Here is a 17123-nt window from a genome sequence, read left to right as displayed (position 1 = left end):
AGACCGATTCTGTTGTTATAGGTAGTCTGTAATGCATCCAAAACGATATAAGAACTCTAAGTGCTCCCAGCCTCAAGCATTGCGATCGAAACTTTTGGTAGCAGCGCTGCCAGTTCTGATGACAGGATTACAGGGTAGTTTTTCCACATCTATCGCTTCAATTACTGCAAATACAGCCAGGGTATCGGAAACCAGAACAGAAGCCAGAACCGAGTACGGCAACACCCTGAAAGGCGAGGTGCAGTTTATCCAAGCACAGCTAGCCCAACAGACATCTTCTCCGGAAGCAACTACCCTGAGGGACTCGGCCTGGGTAATGCCTTTCCGTTTGTGGTTGGTATTCTTTCCCTGATCGTGCTGGCAACGGTTCTCCCCTTAGGTCTGATTCGAGGGCGACAACGCAAAGCATTGGTTGAGCAGATGGTGTCTTCTATTTCTGCCTTCAGCCAACAAATTTTCTCAGCGATGGCGCAGCACGAACGCATTGCCAGTCAGCAAGCTGCTTCTGTAAACGAAACCACGACCACCATGGATGAACTGGAAGCATCTTGCCGCCAATCCTCAGAACAGGCTCAGGCAGCAGTTACAGCTGCGAAACAGGCCCTCCAGCTCACCGAGAGTGGAACAGAGGCAGTGGAAGAAACCCTGGAAGGGATGTTTCTAATGGAAAAAAAGGTGGAAGCGATCGCAGAACAGATTGTGCGACTCAGCGAGCAAGCCAACCAGATTGGCGGCATTTCTCAATTGGTCTCTGAATTGGCTAACCAGACAAACATGCTGGCCCTGAATTCCTCCGTAGAAGCAGTTCGGGCTGGAGAACATGGCAAAGGTTTTGCAGTGGTTGCCAACGAGATTCGCAAGTTATCTGACCAGAGCCAACAGTCTGCTGAAAAGATCAGCCTTTTGGTTGCAGAGATTCAAAAGGCAATTAATTCAACGGTGATGGTAACGGACGAAGGGACAAAAACTGTGAAAACGAGTGTGCAGACTGCCCAACGTACAGAACAAACCTTCATGGGGGTAGCGGAGTCCGTCAATAAAGTGGTGTTGAATAACCAGCAGGTTTCCCTGAATTTGAAACAACAAGTGGATGCAATTCGACAAGTTGTTGAAGCAATGGAAAACATTAATAAAGGAGCCAATGAAACAGCAACGGGATTGACTGAAATCCAGACCAGTACAAAGCAGTTGAACGACATGGCTTCAGCTCTCAAACAAGAAATGGTGTAGTTCGATCGACAAGCCATGATTATTGAAATCGACAAGCCATGATGATTGAAGATGAAGAACTGAGAGATTTATACAGGATTTCTGGAGAAGAGCGACTTCAGCGGCTGGAAGCTGATTTGGTGCAATTAGAGGAAAACCCTGAGAATGAAGCAATCCTGCGGAGCCTGCGGCGGGAAATTCATAGCCTCAAAGGTGATTCTCGCAGTTTAGGATTAGACCTCGTAGCAAGCCTGGCTCAACGGATTGAAGACATTTTCAAAAGTCTGCGACAATCCAATTCAGTGGTAACGCCAGCGATGAGCAACGGACTTTTCACCGGATTAAATGCCATCGAGCGGTTAATTGGCGAAGCGGTGACGGGTGAATCCAGCGGCGTGGATATGGAAGAAGTGTTTGCTGTTTTAGCAGCAGCGATCGCTCCTCCGTCTAGTGTCTCGTCTGCTGCATTTCCCCCAGAGCCTGCCCACTCAATGCCATTAACTTCAACAGTTGTCACAACAGCATTCATTGAGGATGATGAACTGCGGGAAATTTATCGCACGACCAGCGAAGAACGGCTCCAAAAGTTGGAGGTTGACTTAGCGCAACTGGAGCAACAGCCCACGGATGAGATGGTTCTGACCAACGTGTTACGGCAACTCCATAGTCTCAAGGGTGATTCTAGAAGCGTGGGGCTAGAGACAGTAGAGGTACTGAGCCATGAACTTGAAACCATAGTGAAACAGGTGCGATCGCAGGAGATAAAATTCACCTCAACGGTCAGCAACGGGATATTAATGGGATTGACTACCCTGAAGCAGTTCGTGCATGAGTCTGTGACAGGTGAACCCAGCGGCGTTGATCTTAACCAGATATTAAGCTTCCTGGCCGAAACGATCGCTGCGTCGGCACAACCCGTTGCAGAAGTCGCAGAAGTCGCAAGAGTCGCAGAACCAACAGAAGTCGCAGAAGTCGCAGAAGTTACAGAAGCCACTAAAGTCGCAGAACCAACAAAAATTGCTACAACATCACCTGTTAATTCTTCATCGGTAGTTTCCCCTGATGGATTTGGGGTAAATGCATCTGGAGCCAGTGCATCTGGAGCCAGTGCATCTGGAGCGATTGATACTGAGTTACGAGAAATTTACCGTATCACCAGTGCAGAACGGATCCAAAAGCTAGAGGCTGGACTGGTTCACCTGGAAAATCATCCAAATGATACAGCGATTCTGGCAGAGTTGATGCGGGAAGCGCATAGCCTCAAAGGGGATTCCAGCAGTGTGGGTGTGGAGACAATAGAAACCCTGACTCACCAATTTGAAGAGGTGTTGGGATACATCCAGCATCAGGAAATTGCTTTAACTCCCCCTATCAGCGATCGGCTTTATGACAGTCTGGATGCCATCCAGCAGCTTCTACGGGAAACGATCACTGGGGAACCGAGCGGAGTGAACACGGCTCAAGTTCTGGCCCATCTGGTTGAAGCGGTTGCACTGCCTGTTCCAACTTCGACGCAGCCAGCAGAACCCACTCCTGCGCGCTCCGCTCCCCAGGTGGCTCTTCCAGCTCCTTCTGCCGCAGACGAAACACCCCAAATTGAGACGATTCGTATCCAAACCCGTGATCTGGATGCTCTGATGGCCCAGGCGGATGAGCTGACAGTGACCAAAATTCAGACCGCTCAGATGATGGCCCAGGCAGAACAAATTGCCCTCCTGTGGCAGGATTGGAAAACGAACCGTAACCGTAGCCCTCGCCTGGGTATGTCTGCGCTCACCAGTCCAGATGAGGAGCGATTAGAACAGCTCATCAATACGCTCAGAATCACAGCCCAGGAAAACCAGAGCAAACTAGACCGCATTGTGGGAACCCTGGGTGAAACGATCCGCACCCTCCGTTTGCTGCCTCTATCAACGGTATTTCAATCATTTCCCCGACTGGTGCGGGATTTGGCAAAGCAGCAGTCTAAGAGTATCCAGTTGAGCATTGAGGGAGGAGAAATCACCGCCGACAAACAGGTTTTAGAGGGAATCAAAGATGCTTTAACACATCTGATTCGGAATGCGATCGATCACGGCATTGAAACTCCAGAAGAACGCAAACAGCATCAAAAACCTTCAACAGCTACGATCGTTTTAAGGGGATATAAAACTGAGAATAGTATCGTTATTGAGGTGGCTGATGATGGCAGAGGGTTAGATCTAGAGCAAATTAAACAGACAGCAATCCGACGCAAGCTCTATCGGGCTGATGAATTAGCAAGCATGTCTATCAGTCAGTTGCAAAACCTGATTTTGGCACCCGGATTTTCAACTCGGACACTGATCACGGAGGTGTCAGGACGGGGGGTGGGGTTGGATGTTGTGCGGACAGTGGTTGAGCGTATGAAGGGGCGGATTCAGATTGAGTCAACTCCGGGACAGGGTTGCACCTTTCGACTCCAACTCAGTACCTCATTAGCAACGCTCAATGTTGTGCTTGTGGATGTTCAGGGGATTCTTTATGCCCTGCCCTTTGAGGCATTACAATCTACGCTACTGGTTTCTCCAGAGCAACTGACGACAGCGGACAATCGCAACACGATTCTTGTAAATGGACAATCGATTCCCGTTGCGAATCTAGTGGATGTCTTGGAGCTTTCCAGGTCACCAGCCTATGCTGCGATCGCTCAAACGGAGTTACGTCAGCGCGATCGGCGGATTTGCATTTTGCTTAATGTAGAAGATCAACAAGCTGGATTGTTTGTCGATCGGTTGCTGGATACGCAGGAAGTTGTCATCAAACCCCAAAGTCAGTTGTTAAAGCGAGTCCGCAATGTAATAGGAGCCACAACCCTGGCTGATGGGGAGGTCTGCATGATTTTGAATCCTCTTGAATTGGTGCAATCGTTGCAGCAACCCACTGGGTCTACAGTACCGATCCGACCTCGACCCAAACCACGTCGTCAGCCCGTGATTCTTCTGGTGGAAGATTCACCTCCTGTGCGAATTCAGGAGAAACGCCTGTTTGAAAGTGCAGGGTATGAAGTGGTGAGTGCGGTTGATGGTCTGGATGGTTATAACATCCTCAGATCGCGCAGCTTTGATGCAGTGGTTTCTGATATTGAAATGCCAAACCTCAGTAGATCGCAAATTCATTCTAGAGAGGGTAAATAGATGGCTGTGATGACTGGGAAATGTCGCTCGACAGCCTGAGAGAGAAACTCCAACATGGTCTTGAGACTAAAGAGTTCTCGGTAAACGACCCGTCCTCCTCGTTGAGTACGGCTCACAAAGAACCAGAGCAAATACACCCAGAGATTGACCAAAATAAACGCCAGAGCCACAAACAGCAAACGGGTGACTGGATTCTTGCTCGTGGTGCGGATACGGCACCCATTTTTCATCCTGTAGCTGGTCTCGATACCGAAACGGTCTTTGTAATGCTGATGCATCTGCTCCAAAGCAACCCTCACACGATGCACCACGTATAGGGTGTATTGGATACCATGTTTCCCTTTGAACCCTTTGTAATAGCTGCAAATCACCCGCATCTGACAGGTAACTGAACCATATTGAGGGCTGTTGAGGGTATAACGGGTGGCATAACTTTTGCGCCCAATCAACAACTGGCGAGTACCTCCACGTTTGCCTCGAATTACCGCAGGCATGAGAAACGGAATATTGAGAGCTTTGAGCCAACGAATGACTGGTACACTATAGAACCCACGGTCAAGATAAAGCCGTTTGACGCGGACTCGTAAGGGAGTCAGCATGGCTAATAAATAAGTGATGGTTGCAACCAATGTTTCATGCCGATGCACGGCATGAATACCCAAAGTAACCCGTTTGTTACGACAAATCACATAGACGGTGGCATAGGCAAAGAACGAAGTCGTGCCTGCCTTAGCTTGAGAGCGGTAGATGTAAGGCTCAGTGGCGACGTTCACACTGCCGTAATAGGGAATCAGATGGAGGTCAATGGCAATACGATGCTTGCCCTTACGAATTTTTGGGGGGATGCGGCTTTGCAGAGCGGCATTGAGTTGAGATTCCAGAGTTGTGATATCGTCTAACTTATCGAGATGATAGCGAATGCCATTGCCACTGGGTACGCCCTCCAATCGTTGTGTTGTGTGTTCAATGCTATCGCTGCGACTGGCGGCCCGTAGCAAAATCTCAAACAGATCTTGGAGTGTGTATCCACCTTGCATGTCCAGGGATAAGTGTTCCAATAGGCAGTCGAGGGCTACCTCCAACGTCGCTTCATCCGTCAAAGCTGGAGCAGGCGATAATGAACTTGGGTAGATCGTCATGGCTTTGTTTTAATGCGTTTAGCCTGACCCTACCCCTTTCCTAGAGAATTTGCGATCTACTGAACCTGGATGGCCTATCGCTGGCGGCTCAAATTCGGCAGCACCCAGAATACGATAAGTTGCCCATCATCCTGGTGACAACGCTGTCCTCTGATGAGGATCGTCGTCGTGGGGCGGAAGCAGGGGCGAATGCCTACATTACAAAGGGAAAGTTTAATCAAGAAATTCTTTTGGAAACTTTGGAGAGGTTGGTTTGATGCGCATACTCAATCCTTAAACAGGTTACATGAACGATTCATTTCCTCAATCAACATTATTGCCTCGATTAACGCCGATTCGTGTCCTGATTGTTGAAGATTCACAAATCGCTTTGGTGCTTTTAAAGCGAATTCTGGATGCATCACCTCGAGTTGAGGTAGTAGGGACAGCCCGGACGGGATTGGAAGCCTTATCGTTAATTCCAACGGTAGATCCCGATGTGATTTGTACCGATCTGCATATGCCCCATATGAATGGATTGGAGTTCACCCATGAGGTGATGACCCGGTATCCTCGACCGATTTTAGTGGTCAGTGCTTCCGTTCAGGCGGATGATACGCATCATATTTTTCAAGTGTTAGAAGCAGGGGCAGTCGATATTTTTCCCAAACCAGTTGCTGGACTGATTGCGGATGATCAACAATTCAACCAACAATTAATCGATCGCATCGAAATTTTATCCGGTGTTAAGGTATTTACCAAAAGGCGAAAACCATCATTGCAGTCTGCCCATCTATCAGGGAACGATCGCGCAGGATACAGGGTCAATTCTGCCTTTAAGCCTGAAATTGTCGGGATTGGAGCATCAACGGGTGGCCCTCAAGCCTTGCAGGAATTGCTGTCTCAACTCCCAGCCAATTTTCCGTTACCCATTATCTGTGTTCAACACATTTGCTCAGGTTTTTTACAAGGATTGATCAACTGGTTAGCCAGTAGTTGTCCATTACCGATTCAAATTGCTCAACCTGGAGAACGGCCTGAACCCGGTCAGGTGTACTTTCCGCCTGAACGAAAACATTTAGGGCTAGATGCTCAAGGGCGATTCAAGTGTCATTATCTGCCAGCGGTCGATGGGCACCGTCCTTCCGTAACCGTAACCTTCCAATCGATCGCTCAGTTTTATGGCAACCATACGGTCGGGATTTTGCTGACTGGCATGGGGCGAGACGGAGCGGATGGAATGCAGGCGATTGCGGAGTCCGGTGGCTATACGATCGCTCAGGATGAAGCAACCTCCGTTGTGTTTGGTATGCCCAGAGAAGCGATCAAGCTGGGTGCTGTCCAACGGGTGCTCCCGATTCAGACCATTGCGCCAACTCTGCTAACCCTGATTCAAGCGGCTTTGGCTCAGAGGAGCGAATAATGTGATTCTGCTATCCAATGCAGCAACTAACGTGTCACAAATCGAATCTTTCAAGTCGGGCTTCAGTGCCTCATTTGGGCAATTGATTGCCGAACAAACGGGTTTAGCCATTCGCCCCTCGGCGCAAGCTGCCCTGTATCAAAAAATCTTTCAGAGAATGCAGGTGCTCCAACTGGCTTCTCCAGAGTATTACCAACTCATGAACTCTAAAACGAGTGAAAGCGATCGAGAGTGGCAGCATTTAATCACACTGCTTACCAATCCTGAAAGCTACTTTTTTCGAGATAAAGAACAGTTTTCTCTCCTGAAAAATAGCATTCTGCCTGAGCTAATTCAGCGGAATCGATCGACCCAAACACTCCGCATTTGTAGTGCCGGATGTTCAACAGGTGAAGAAGCTTACTCTCTGGCGATTTTGCTCACTGAGCTGCTCCCCGATCAAGAGCAGTGGAATATTAAGATTCTGGGTGTAGATATTAATTTAGAAGTACTCCAAAAGGCAAAGCTAGGACTTTATCGTTCCTGGTCTTTTAGAGGCGTTGATGGCAGGATTCAGCAGCGATACTTCCAGAGTAGGGGGCATGAATATCAGATCATTCCATCCATTCGCCAACTGCCTCAATTTCAGCTCTTAAATCTGGTTCAACCTGATTTTTCAGCGACGGCGGTTGACTTTAAAGATATGGACTTAATCCTGTGCCGAAATGTATTCATCTACTTTGAACGATCGACAATCTGCGCTGTTTTAGATAGACTCTATCACGCGCTCAATCCCCGGGGTTATCTCCTGACGGGCCATGCTGAAGTCTACGACCAAGATTTAGAAAACTTCCAGGTTAAAGTATTTCCAGAATCAATCATTTACCAGCATCCAAATGATCCCATTGCGGTTCAGGAATAAGGGGTTATGCAAGAAGATATCTATCTAATTTTTGAGTTAAATGGTGAACGCTACGGCATCCGAAAAGCCTGTGTTAAGGAAATTTTCGCCTTGCCGGAGCTGATATTAATTTCAGATGTTCCCCCTGGAGCACATACGATCGCGGGCATTGTAGATCTTCGGGGAAAGCCGCTGCCTATCATTGATCTTAATGCTGACTTAGGACATTCAAAAATCGATCGGCAACTAACAGATATTGTGATCACCTTAAAGTGTCCTCAATTTAAGGTTGGGATTCTGGTTAATGCAGTGCATGATATACGGCCGATCTCCCTGAATAAAAATATGCACTCAAAAGAATTGCAGGAGTCAACCGATGCTGAAAAACCAGCCATTATCCAGGCTTTTAGTGTTGAAGATGAAATTTTCATTCTCCATGATCCAGAAGTTTGGATTGAGGCGCAGCAAATTCTGTCCTTCGTGTCTCGCCATTTCCCTCACCAAAGCCTAAAGTTTGATCAAAAATCAGGTGCCCCTTCACCGAATGAAACGGCGCAACAAAACACCCCCACAACTGACCAGGAAATTTTCCGCAAGCGAGCCGATCACTTAAAAGATACGGTTCAGAAAGCCGTGGAACTGCTGAAACCGATCGCAGTGGTTACATTAGGCGGTCGATTTTGGGGAATTGATTTATCCGACATTCGAGAGTTTATCAATATTCAAAAAGTGACTCCAGTTCCCTGCTGTCCCTCCCACATTGTAGGTAACACAAACTTACGAGGTGAAATCCTGACTCTGGTTGATATTCGCAGTGTATTAAACCTGCCTGCATCCGGTCTTTTGACTGATTTCAAAGCGATGATTGTAGAGTTTGAAGCGATCGTCGTTGGCCTTTTAGTTGAAGAGGTCAATGATGCGATGTTTATGCTGAATCAGCAAGACATTACGGCTGTTGTGTCGAATCCCTACGCTAAATCGGATCAATACCTGAAAGGAATTGCACCCTACAGCGAGGGAACGATGGGCATTTTAGATCTACCAAAGCTTTTGTTGAAGGGTGGGTTAGTGGTTGATCAGGCCATCTAATCCCGGCAGTTAATTCGTATCCGTACACAGGGTTAGCAAGGTAGTCAGGAGGATCGCTGTAGGTCGGGAAGCGGAAGTAAAGAAGGGGCAGGCAAGCCCCGACGCTTGGCATAGCAAGCATCGGTGAGATAATCGAGGACATGGCGATTTTGCCGCCGCAGCGTTGCTACAACCGTCATCATTCGTCCGACAAACAAACTGCCTGCCTCACTTTGGGAGCCATAGCTACAGCGTCGCCACAACACTGCTGGACGAATCGCCTGTTCTGCTGCATTATTGGTTGGCTCTACTCCAACGGTTGTGACGAATAACCATAAAGCAGGTTCTACTTTGAGTAACTGCTGACAGGTTCGCACCGTCTTTGCCAAAGGTGTCTTTTCTCTGGTCCAATTGGGTAAGCCGCTCCTTCTTCCAACAGTGCTTTCACCCGTTGTCGAATGGGTGCTACGGCTTCTATCCATTGGGGGCGTGCTAAGGTTCCATCTCGCACCCGATGCCATAACTCAAATAATTTCTCTTGCTGTTGGAGAAGTTGCTCTCCCAAGGTCTGGCTCACCCCACCCCGTTCGGCAATTTTGGTGAAATCGCGTTTCAGATGCGCCCAACACAATTGTCGCCATTGCAAGTTTAACCAGTTGTAAGCACTGTAGCGGTCGCTGTTGACAATCCCAGCAAAATCAGTTCCTAAGATGCTTTGAGCGGTGGCTTGAGAGCGGCTTAACGCCACCTGGAAATAGCACACCAACGGGGTTACCATCACCCACAACCAGCCTCGCTTCCCCTTGCCATTGTTCCCATCGGCGTTACCCTGAGGCAAACTCGTTTCATCTATCCCAACAACGGGTTGCTGCTGCACATAGCGATGAACCGCTTCGACGGGTTGCTCAATCGCTTCACTCATCTGTTGCCGCAAGCGTCCGACACTGCCCACGGAGATGGGAATCTCAAACAATTCACTCAACAGCCGCACCACCATCCGGTGACTTTGACGATACTCTCCACTCAACAGTGCGACTAATGCACACAGCCTTTCCCCATAGCGACAACCATCCACAATCTCGCCATCATAGGCACGGCTGCTTACCCCACACTGGGGGCACTCCAACGCATGAAAGCGATGTTCCAAAACAATCGGTTGTAACGGTGGCAAATCTACGATCTGACACCGTTGCGGATTGGCATCTTTCCCTCTCAAGCGATGTCCACATTCGCAACACACCTCAGGGTAGTGATCCTCAATGCGCGTACATTGTTCCGGCGGGTAAAGTTCCTGCGAATGTCCCGGATGTCCCGGTTGTCCGCCTCGCGCTTTCCCACTTTTCTTTTCGGGGTAGCCTTGAATCCCTTCGGAGGGTCTTGCGAAGGCGGTTGCGAGGAGTTTTTGGAATTGCGCTGAATTTGCTCTTGTAACGCTTGCTGGCCTGCCTCTAATGCCTCAATACGCTCCAATAGACGCTGCACCAACTGCTTGACACTCTCCGGTGTGTTGGCCCAGTCCTCTGCTGAAATTTCGCTTAAAAAGGCATTCGGGGATTCCATGCGTTTTAGCCTAGCAGACTTACCCTCACATCGCTCACTCTTTCTGCTTTACCCTGTGTACGGATACGTTAATTCTTCAATTCAGAAATGCAGAGCGGAGAAAACCTGAATTTTGAAGAACACGATCGAACCATACTTTTTGCTCCAGAGGTGGACTAATGACCGGAATATTTATCAACAGCAGAATGCAGCAGGATGATACTACAAAAGTTCCTAAGGAAATTATCTGGGTTGTTGTAGCGATTTGTATTATCCCCTTTGTGCTGAATTTGTTGGGCATAGATTTTGGCACTCCAGGACAACCCTTAGATGTCTCTCAAGTTGAATTTTTCTCGCCTAATGAATTAGCAGATGCGATGCACCATGCTCTCGCTGGCAGCTTTATTCATTCGCTTCTGGAATGGAGTGCATTTTGTGCGGCGATTTTTATCGTGCTTCTCAGCTTTCTCAATTACAGTATCAAGGGGAATCCAACAGTACCAATCATCGGCTGCTCCCTGTTCTTTGCTGGAGTGATGGATGCCTTCCATACCCTGGCGGCCGATCGCTTGATTGAAGCCGTTGCAGATACTCAAAACTTGATTCCCTTTACCTGGGCAATTTGTCGCCTGTTCAATGCCCTGATCGTGGTGGTGGGGATGGGAATTGTTTTATTCCAAAAGCGATTTGCCATTCAAACCGATCGCAAACAAAATCTGAGGTTGGTTCTGTTTGTTAGTGTCATGTTAGGCTTCATTGCCTATGGCATTATCCAGTTCTGCGCCACTCGCAACACACTGCCTACAACCATGTTCCCCGACTCGATCATTACGCGACCCTGGGATGTGGCTCCGTTGATCATCTTTCTTCTGGCAGGTATCTTTTTATATCCCTACTTTTACCGTCATGATCCCAACCTGTTCAGCCATGCCTTGATTATTAGCATTATTCCCAACGTGGCCACGCAAACCTATATGGCTTTGGGATCAACGGCCCTGTTTGATAACGGCTTCAACGTCGCGCACTTTCTCAAAATTCTGGCTTACCTGGTGCCGTTGATTGGCCTGAGTTTGGAATATGTCCAGATTTATCGTAAGGAATCTCGTTCGCTTTCCAGAGACCTACGGCAGAGTTTGTCATTACTGAATTCGCTGGCCAAACAAGTGCTTGATTCAACGACTTTAACAACCCTGATTACCACGTCAGGTCAACGCCTGGAAACCATGATGGCGGAACAAGTCGCTTCCACCAATGATGTGATGGCCACTGCCCAGGAAATTTCCGAGATTTCAGCCAAATTGGCCACTACCGTTCAGCAGATGGATACGGCATTTGAAGAGTTGCAGCAAGCCACAGGTTCCTTAACCAAAAAACTGGGGGCGATCGCTGAAAAAGCAGACGGGATCGATGACATTGTCCTGACGATTACCGAAATTTCAAATCAAACCAAACTGCTCTCGCTGAATGCTTCGATTCAAGCCGCAGACAATGAAGAAGGGGGGCAAGGGTTTGAGATTGTTGCCCAGGAGATTGTCAAGCTAGCGACGGAAACGGCCACTGTAACTCGCAAAATTCAGCCGATCGTCAGAGAAATGCAAACTGCGGTGTCCAGTGGGGTAAGGGAAATGAACAACTTTACGAGCGAACACGTAGAAGCCATCGCGCCTCACCTGCAAATGGTACACCAGGGGATGAAAGCTCAGTTGGAAGGTGCGCAAACCATTAGTTCAGCGATCGCCCAGCTCAGCACATCCTCCGCCCAAACCGCCAACTATTTGAAGCATACGCTGGATGACACCAACAGCGCCCTAGAACAGCTTAATCGGGCTGTGCAGCAGTTGCAGCAGGAAGTTGCTGTCCTGGAACGATAGAAGGGTGGAAGGGGGATATCAGGTAAATGCTGCCAAGTTAGTAAACTCAGTGAGGGGCTTCGGCCCCTCATTTTTAATTAAGCCTCTTTAATTAAGCCTCAATTAAGCCTCAGCCTTCATTCTCAGGGTGGTGTAGGTGCGGCTGACCCGATAGGCCATAATGCCACACAGCGTTGGACAGAAGAGAATACCGGCTGCTGCAATAATCAGTGAGAGATCGGATGGGTTAAAATTCATAGCCTATAGCCTTAATTGGGTGGTGAATCATCTCTGGTGGTGAACCATTGATTCCATCTAATTTCATGCTGACAAATGAAACCGTGACCGACATCACCCGTCAGGGTTCCTCTTTCAGCATGATGTTTTTTCCGGATCAAGCCTGCCAATCTCCGTCGGTAATGCCATGGGCGAGTATTGCTAACAGAATGAAACAACGATCGCTTCCTTCTCCTCGGTTGACAGCACTGCCACTGGTGTTTGTTCTGACCATCGTGCTGGCACTGGGCATCTTTGTGCGGGTGACTCACCTGGGGCAAAAAGTCTACTGGCATGATGAAGTATTCACCTCGCTGCGAGCCGCAGGCCACAACGGTTCTGAAGTGACCTCAGAGGTGTTTACGGGGGAAGTGATTTTGCCGGAAACGCTGCTACAGTACCAACGCCTGTCTCCCGATCGCGGTTGGTCGCATACCTGGCAAGCATTAACCAGTCATCCCGAACATCCTCCGCTTTATTACCTGCTGGCGCGGGTTTGGATGGAACTCTTTGGGAGTGAAACGGCGATCGTCAGAAGCTTGTCCGTCGGGTTTAGTCTGCTGGCGTTTCCGGCTCTCTACTGGCTGTGTCAAGAATTATTTCATTCACCGTTCACTGGGTGGATAGCGATCGGGTTATTGTCCATCTCGCCGTTTCATGTGCTGTATGCTCAGGAAGCTCGTCAGTCTAGCCTGTGGACATTGGCAACGCTTCTATCCTCGGCGGCGTTAGTCCGGGCGATGCGGCTAAAAACCTGGGCGAGTTGGGGCGTTTATGCTGCCACGATTGCCCTGAATTTGTATACGTTTCTGTTTTCGGTTTTGGTGGTCATGGGTCATGGATTTTTGGTGATTTTGTCCCATCCCATTCTGGAACGATGGGGGCGATCGGAGGCGGGAAGCAACAGCGCAGAGGATAGCACTGGGGCAGCTAGAAAATCTTTGCAAGGCTATCTCCTGGCGGTTGCCCTCGGCTTAATTGCCTTCATGCCCTGGTTAATTGTACTGGTGCAGGAAAAGGGGGCATTGGATGCCAAAACCTTCTGGACGACTCAGTTCCTACCCAAAGATGTATTGATTAAACTTTGGGGACTGCATTTCAGCAGTAATTTTATTGATCTCGGATTGCCCCTCGATCACCTCTATACCTATATTGCTCCGCCGATCGTTCTCTTGCTGCTCGCTTATAGCCTCTGGGTGCTGTATCGCCACGCGCCTCGTCCTGCGGCAATTTTGATTCCATTGCTGATCCTTTTGCCTTCACTGACTTTGATGCTGCCCGATCTGATATGGGAAGGACAGCGATCGTCCCAAACCCGATATTTCGTGCCCATGTTGGTGGGAGGACAGTTGGCTGTAGCCCATCTTTTATCCCGTTTGATGCAACATCCATCATATGTTCGGCAGCGAGTTGGACGAGGGCTTTTGGCAGTCTTACTCACCGCCGGGATCATTTCCTGTGGTTTAAGCTGGCAGGCAAAAACCTGGTGGAGTAAGGGCGTGAGCTACACTAATGCAGAGACAGCCGCTTTTCTCAATCAATTTGATCAGCCGGTTGTCGTGGGCAGTTCTGGTGCAACGAGTCTTGGAAATGTAATTTCCCTCAGCTATCTGGTTCACCCCCAGGTTCGTTTCCAACTGGTTAAAGATCCGGCAGTACCAGACCTGGCAGAAGGGCGCGATCGATTCTTGTATTTCCCGTCGGAAATGCTGATTGGCACTCTACAAACGGTGTACTCCCTGAACGCAGAGGCGATCGAGCAAGATCAAGTTGCGCTGCTGCGGCTGGTAGAGCCGGAATGATGCGATCGATTCGATCGCGGGATGGCTGGTTGGGATGACCTATCGCATGAGGCGATATTCGGTGCTGATGGCCATGAATAGGGTGGGATCAGGAGTCGGTAAAAGGGGACTCCAGCTTTCGATGCGGCGAAAGTTCTTGAGATAGAGATCATGAATGGTGGCGCGAACGACTTCTTTAGAGCCAAAGATAATAATGCGAACATGCTCTCGTCCGGTACTCGGATCAGCATCCTCTCCAAAGGTAGGATGAGCGAACAGGTTAAAGTCATACCAATCTGATTGCAGAAATTGCACATCCTGGTAAGGGCGCACTGCTGTGCGCCCCTACAGGCAATCTATCTGCCGTGCAAACGATTGGGGTTGTAATGAACGGAAGAAACCCACCAACCCGGTTGTCCCCCCGTTCAACCATCGCAAAGTTGGGGATAGGAAGTTGTTCAACAAAAGCGTTAAACTAATCCAAGCCCGACGGACAGCTACGGTCGTCTGTGGGGTTAGAGGTATGCTGTAGTGCTCGCTACTTCATACCTCGCCAGGTTGTTGGGAGCCAGGCTACTGCGACACGCATTTGTGTAGCCATAAATTAAGACATTACCAGATCGATCGCCATAGTCAAGTGTTCTGTTGTACAAATTTACTGGAATCAGAAAGTTGAAAGAGTGGAGCGATCGAGTTTACGCCATAGGGTACTACTGGATCATGCTGTTGTGGGGAGTGTTATCCTGCCAAAGTAACGGTGAATATGTAGTTATCTCGCTTTAGTCCTGGGTTGGGGCAGTGTTTAAGTCACTATTTTTGTTGAGATCGAACATCATCGTGGTGCACAGTCATTGCAAGGAGGTAATTCGTGTCTACTGCAATTGAATTAAAAACTGATAAAAAGGTTTGGACAGATGAAGAATTTATGGCACTGCCTAAAGATGGGCATCGCTATGAAATCGTGAATGGAGAACTGATTGATATGGGAAATTCAGGGGCATTGCATGGTTATATCTGTAGCCTACTAGTTGCAGCCTTAGCCAGCTATGTCTTGCCTAAAAAGCTGGGAATTATTTTAGATTCCAGTACTGCCTTCAAAATGAAAAATGGGAATCGGCGATCGCCTGATATTTCCTTCTTTGCCAAAGAACGCCTGCAAGGGATGACCGAACTCCCCTCCGGATTCCTGGACGGTGCCCCTGATCTCGCCGTTGAAGTGTTATCCCCTGGCAACACGGTGGAAGAGATTCACGACAAGTTGGTGGAATACTTCGAGAATGACACTCGTTTAGCCTGGATTGTTCACCCCAGCGAACACTATGTACTGGTCTACCGCTGTGCCCAAGAACCCGATCGCCTGCTGAAATCCATTGATTCTTTGGATGGAGAAGAGGTGATTCCCGGATTTACGTTCCCCGTGGCGGATCTATTTCAAAAGCTCTTATTCTGATTTTTATGACCTCCTCCACCCTCAATCCCACCGTTCTCGAAACCCTGTTTGTCCCTGGCAAGAATCCAACGCCCATCGCGTTCGGGTAGAAAAACCTGACGACCCCGCTGTGGTGAAACAGGGACGTAGAGCCTCACCGATCGAGGTGGTCAATAATCTGCGGGCAGCAGTGCGGGAATGGCGAGAAGCCTTTTACATCAGAGCCAGCGACACTACGATTCAGTTCCTCAACCACTGGTTCAACCGCGCCCACCGCAAAATCACGCCCGATGGTGAAGAATTCGAGTTTCGCTACTACTTCTGTCAGAGGGCAGCAGTGGAAACCCTAAGCTGAAAGGGTGGGGCGATCGAGTTTACACCATAGGTACTACTGGATCATGCTGTTGTGGGGAGTGTTATCCTGCCAAAGTAACGGTGAATATGTAGTTATCTCGCTTTAGTCCTGGGTTGGGGCAGTGTTTAAGTCACTCATCTAAAGTGAAGAATTTCTGCGATCGCCCTTTAGTGTGTCCGCCAGGACGATCGCCCCTACCACCCCCACCCACCACGCCTATTCAATCTTGCAAAAGCTTGATTTGGTGGCATCTGGGGCAGCGACTATAATTGAGGGCAGAACCTCGCGCAAGCGGATGATTGAGCTTCAGCGTAAGTTGCACAGTGAGGGCAAGCCCTATCGCGCCTTTGATGTCTATAACCTGGGGCACTACGAGCGGCAGTGGTGGCCAAAGGGTCGCTTGTAGGGAGCAGATGAAGAACATCGGCGGGCGATTCTGGAGTTCTTCAAAGCCGAAGTTCAGAAGTGGAAGTTTAGGAGGTCAGACCATGCAACAAGTTGATATTACCGAAGCTCAAACTCGAATTAATCAACTTCTGCAATCTGCCCTGCAAGGCGAAGAAGTGATTATCACCCGTAATAACCAGCCGATTCTGAAGTTGATTCAGATTCTACCCATTACCAAACGACGACAACGTGGCAGTGCCAAAGGTCAAATTTGGATGGCTCCAGACTTTGATGAACCCATTGAGGACTTTAAGGAGTACAGGTCATGAAACTACTCCTGGATACGCATACCTTTCTTTGGTTCATTAATAATAGTCCCGAACTGAGTAGCTCTGCTGCTGATCTGTTAGAGTCTGATGTTGATTTGCTCCTCAGTACAGCTAGCCTCTGGGAAATCGCTATCAAAGTTAGCCTGAATAAACTGACGTTACCTGATAGTTATGAGCAGTTTATCCCTCAGCAGATTATTCTTAACAACATTGAAATTCTGATAATTACCTTTGAGCACCTGACGATAGTTATGGGGTCAGTCGAAAATGGTAGTCATCAAATTTTTGATATATCGAGCATTGCATAGATGCCCTCAGTTTCGA

14 protein-coding genes and 3 pseudogenes are annotated in these 17123 nt (G+C 48.7%); 13 read left to right on the top strand and 4 right to left on the bottom strand.

Annotation, left to right across the window (positions count from 1 at the left end):
- Window positions 1-315: 315 nt before the first annotated feature.
- Both ACM1PF_RS21445 and ACM1PF_RS21440 read left to right on the top strand, forming a co-directional pair.
- Window positions 316-1230 (top strand): annotated as a pseudogene (locus ACM1PF_RS21445) (methyl-accepting chemotaxis protein); the annotation flags it as partial.
- Window positions 1231-1268: 38 nt separating this feature from the next.
- Entirely contained in the window at window positions 1269-4364 is a 3096-nt protein-coding gene (locus tag ACM1PF_RS21440) for a hybrid sensor histidine kinase/response regulator (protein WP_416666686.1), read from the top strand.
- Here the strand turns inward: ACM1PF_RS21440 and ACM1PF_RS21435 are convergent.
- Entirely contained in the window at window positions 4343-5503 is a 1161-nt protein-coding gene (locus ACM1PF_RS21435) for an ISH3 family transposase (RefSeq protein ID WP_416666610.1), read from the bottom strand. The genes ACM1PF_RS21440 and ACM1PF_RS21435 overlap by 22 nt on opposite strands.
- Window positions 5504-5565: 62 nt before the next feature.
- On the opposite strand from ACM1PF_RS21435, the pseudogene ACM1PF_RS21430 reads away from it, so the two are divergent.
- From ACM1PF_RS21430 to ACM1PF_RS21415, 4 genes and pseudogenes are all read left to right on the top strand, one after another.
- Window positions 5566-5760: pseudogene (locus tag ACM1PF_RS21430) on the top strand (response regulator); the annotation flags it as partial.
- Between the two features lie 29 nt (window positions 5761-5789).
- On the top strand, window positions 5790-6905 hold the full coding sequence (cheB, locus tag ACM1PF_RS21425) for a chemotaxis-specific protein-glutamate methyltransferase CheB (protein ID WP_416666684.1): 1116 nt from the start codon (window positions 5790-5792) through the stop codon (window positions 6903-6905).
- Window positions 6906-6936: 31 nt separating this feature from the next.
- Window positions 6937-7806: a CheR family methyltransferase gene (locus tag ACM1PF_RS21420; protein ID WP_416666682.1), complete on the top strand. Its 870-nt coding sequence runs from the start codon at window positions 6937-6939 to the stop codon at window positions 7804-7806.
- A gap of 6 nt (window positions 7807-7812) precedes the next feature.
- A complete protein-coding gene (locus ACM1PF_RS21415) occupies window positions 7813-8874 on the top strand; it encodes a chemotaxis protein CheW (protein WP_416666680.1) in 1062 nt (353 codons plus the stop codon).
- A gap of 44 nt (window positions 8875-8918) precedes the next feature.
- On the opposite strand, the pseudogene tnpC reads toward ACM1PF_RS21415, so the two are convergent.
- A pseudogene (gene tnpC, locus ACM1PF_RS21410) lies at window positions 8919-10413 on the bottom strand (IS66 family transposase).
- 158 nt (window positions 10414-10571) lie between these two features.
- Here tnpC and ACM1PF_RS21405 point away from each other — a divergent pair.
- The gene (locus ACM1PF_RS21405) at window positions 10572-12263 is read left to right on the top strand and encodes a methyl-accepting chemotaxis protein (RefSeq protein ID WP_416666679.1); all 1692 of its coding nucleotides are present in this window, start codon (window positions 10572-10574) and stop codon (window positions 12261-12263) included.
- 102 nt (window positions 12264-12365) lie between these two features.
- Here the strand turns inward: ACM1PF_RS21405 and ACM1PF_RS21400 are convergent, their stop codons facing one another.
- Window positions 12366-12500, bottom strand: a complete 135-nt coding sequence (locus tag ACM1PF_RS21400; protein WP_416666677.1) for a hypothetical protein — start codon at window positions 12498-12500, stop codon at window positions 12366-12368.
- A gap of 65 nt (window positions 12501-12565) precedes the next feature.
- Between ACM1PF_RS21400 and ACM1PF_RS21395 the strand changes: the two genes are divergently transcribed.
- A complete protein-coding gene (locus ACM1PF_RS21395) occupies window positions 12566-14320 on the top strand; it encodes a glycosyltransferase family 39 protein (RefSeq protein ID WP_416666676.1) in 1755 nt (584 codons plus the stop codon).
- Between the two features lie 39 nt (window positions 14321-14359).
- On the opposite strand, the gene ACM1PF_RS21390 is transcribed toward ACM1PF_RS21395, so the two are convergent.
- Entirely contained in the window at window positions 14360-14632 is a 273-nt protein-coding gene (locus tag ACM1PF_RS21390) for a hypothetical protein (protein WP_416666674.1), read from the bottom strand.
- Window positions 14633-15224: 592 nt separating this feature from the next.
- On the opposite strand from ACM1PF_RS21390, the gene ACM1PF_RS21385 reads away from it, so the two are divergent.
- From ACM1PF_RS21385 to ACM1PF_RS21365, 5 genes are all read left to right on the top strand, one after another.
- Window positions 15225-15749: a Uma2 family endonuclease gene (locus ACM1PF_RS21385; RefSeq protein ID WP_416676747.1), complete on the top strand. Its 525-nt coding sequence runs from the start codon at window positions 15225-15227 to the stop codon at window positions 15747-15749.
- A gap of 109 nt (window positions 15750-15858) precedes the next feature.
- Window positions 15859-16083: a hypothetical protein gene (locus ACM1PF_RS21380; RefSeq protein WP_416666672.1), complete on the top strand. Its 225-nt coding sequence runs from the start codon at window positions 15859-15861 to the stop codon at window positions 16081-16083.
- A 226-nt stretch (window positions 16084-16309) separates the two neighbouring features.
- Entirely contained in the window at window positions 16310-16489 is a 180-nt protein-coding gene (locus tag ACM1PF_RS21375) for a hypothetical protein (protein WP_416666670.1), read from the top strand.
- 82 nt (window positions 16490-16571) lie between these two features.
- Window positions 16572-16799 carry a type II toxin-antitoxin system Phd/YefM family antitoxin gene (locus ACM1PF_RS21370; RefSeq protein WP_416666668.1) on the top strand — a complete coding sequence of 76 codons (228 nt, stop codon included), beginning with the start codon at window positions 16572-16574 and terminating at the stop codon, window positions 16797-16799.
- Window positions 16796-17107, top strand: coding sequence for a type II toxin-antitoxin system VapC family toxin (locus ACM1PF_RS21365; RefSeq protein WP_416666666.1), 312 nt, complete (start codon window positions 16796-16798; stop codon window positions 17105-17107). The genes ACM1PF_RS21370 and ACM1PF_RS21365 overlap by 4 nt, the downstream gene beginning before the upstream one ends.
- The last annotated feature ends 16 nt before the right edge of the window (window positions 17108-17123 follow it).

Origin of the sequence: Egbenema bharatensis FJBBOT/2019 (genome assembly GCF_048077055.1) — a bacterium.
GTDB lineage: Bacteria > Cyanobacteriota > Cyanobacteriia > Elainellales > Elainellaceae > Egbenema > Egbenema bharatensis.
The sequence above is the reverse complement of the archived record's forward strand: the minus strand, read 5'-3'. Positions and strand labels throughout refer to the sequence as shown.

Excerpts from the sequence above, each read along its gene's own strand:
- ACM1PF_RS21440 (WP_416666686.1), top strand. The coding sequence starts at position 1,269 with ATGATGATTGAAGATGAAGAACTGAGAGATTTATACAGGATTTCTGGA.
- ACM1PF_RS21435 (WP_416666610.1), bottom strand. The coding sequence starts at position 5,503 with ATGACGATCTACCCAAGTTCATTATCGCCTGCTCCAGCTTTGACGGAT.
- cheB (WP_416666684.1), top strand. The coding sequence starts at position 5,790 with ATGAACGATTCATTTCCTCAATCAACATTATTGCCTCGATTAACGCCG.
- ACM1PF_RS21415 (WP_416666680.1), top strand. The coding sequence starts at position 7,813 with ATGCAAGAAGATATCTATCTAATTTTTGAGTTAAATGGTGAACGCTAC.
- ACM1PF_RS21405 (WP_416666679.1), top strand. The coding sequence starts at position 10,572 with ATGACCGGAATATTTATCAACAGCAGAATGCAGCAGGATGATACTACA.
- ACM1PF_RS21400 (WP_416666677.1), bottom strand. The coding sequence starts at position 12,500 with ATGAATTTTAACCCATCCGATCTCTCACTGATTATTGCAGCAGCCGGT.
- ACM1PF_RS21395 (WP_416666676.1), top strand. The coding sequence starts at position 12,566 with ATGCTGACAAATGAAACCGTGACCGACATCACCCGTCAGGGTTCCTCT.
- ACM1PF_RS21385 (WP_416676747.1), top strand. The coding sequence starts at position 15,225 with ATGGCACTGCCTAAAGATGGGCATCGCTATGAAATCGTGAATGGAGAA.
- ACM1PF_RS21370 (WP_416666668.1), top strand. The coding sequence starts at position 16,572 with ATGCAACAAGTTGATATTACCGAAGCTCAAACTCGAATTAATCAACTT.
- ACM1PF_RS21365 (WP_416666666.1), top strand. The coding sequence starts at position 16,796 with ATGAAACTACTCCTGGATACGCATACCTTTCTTTGGTTCATTAATAAT.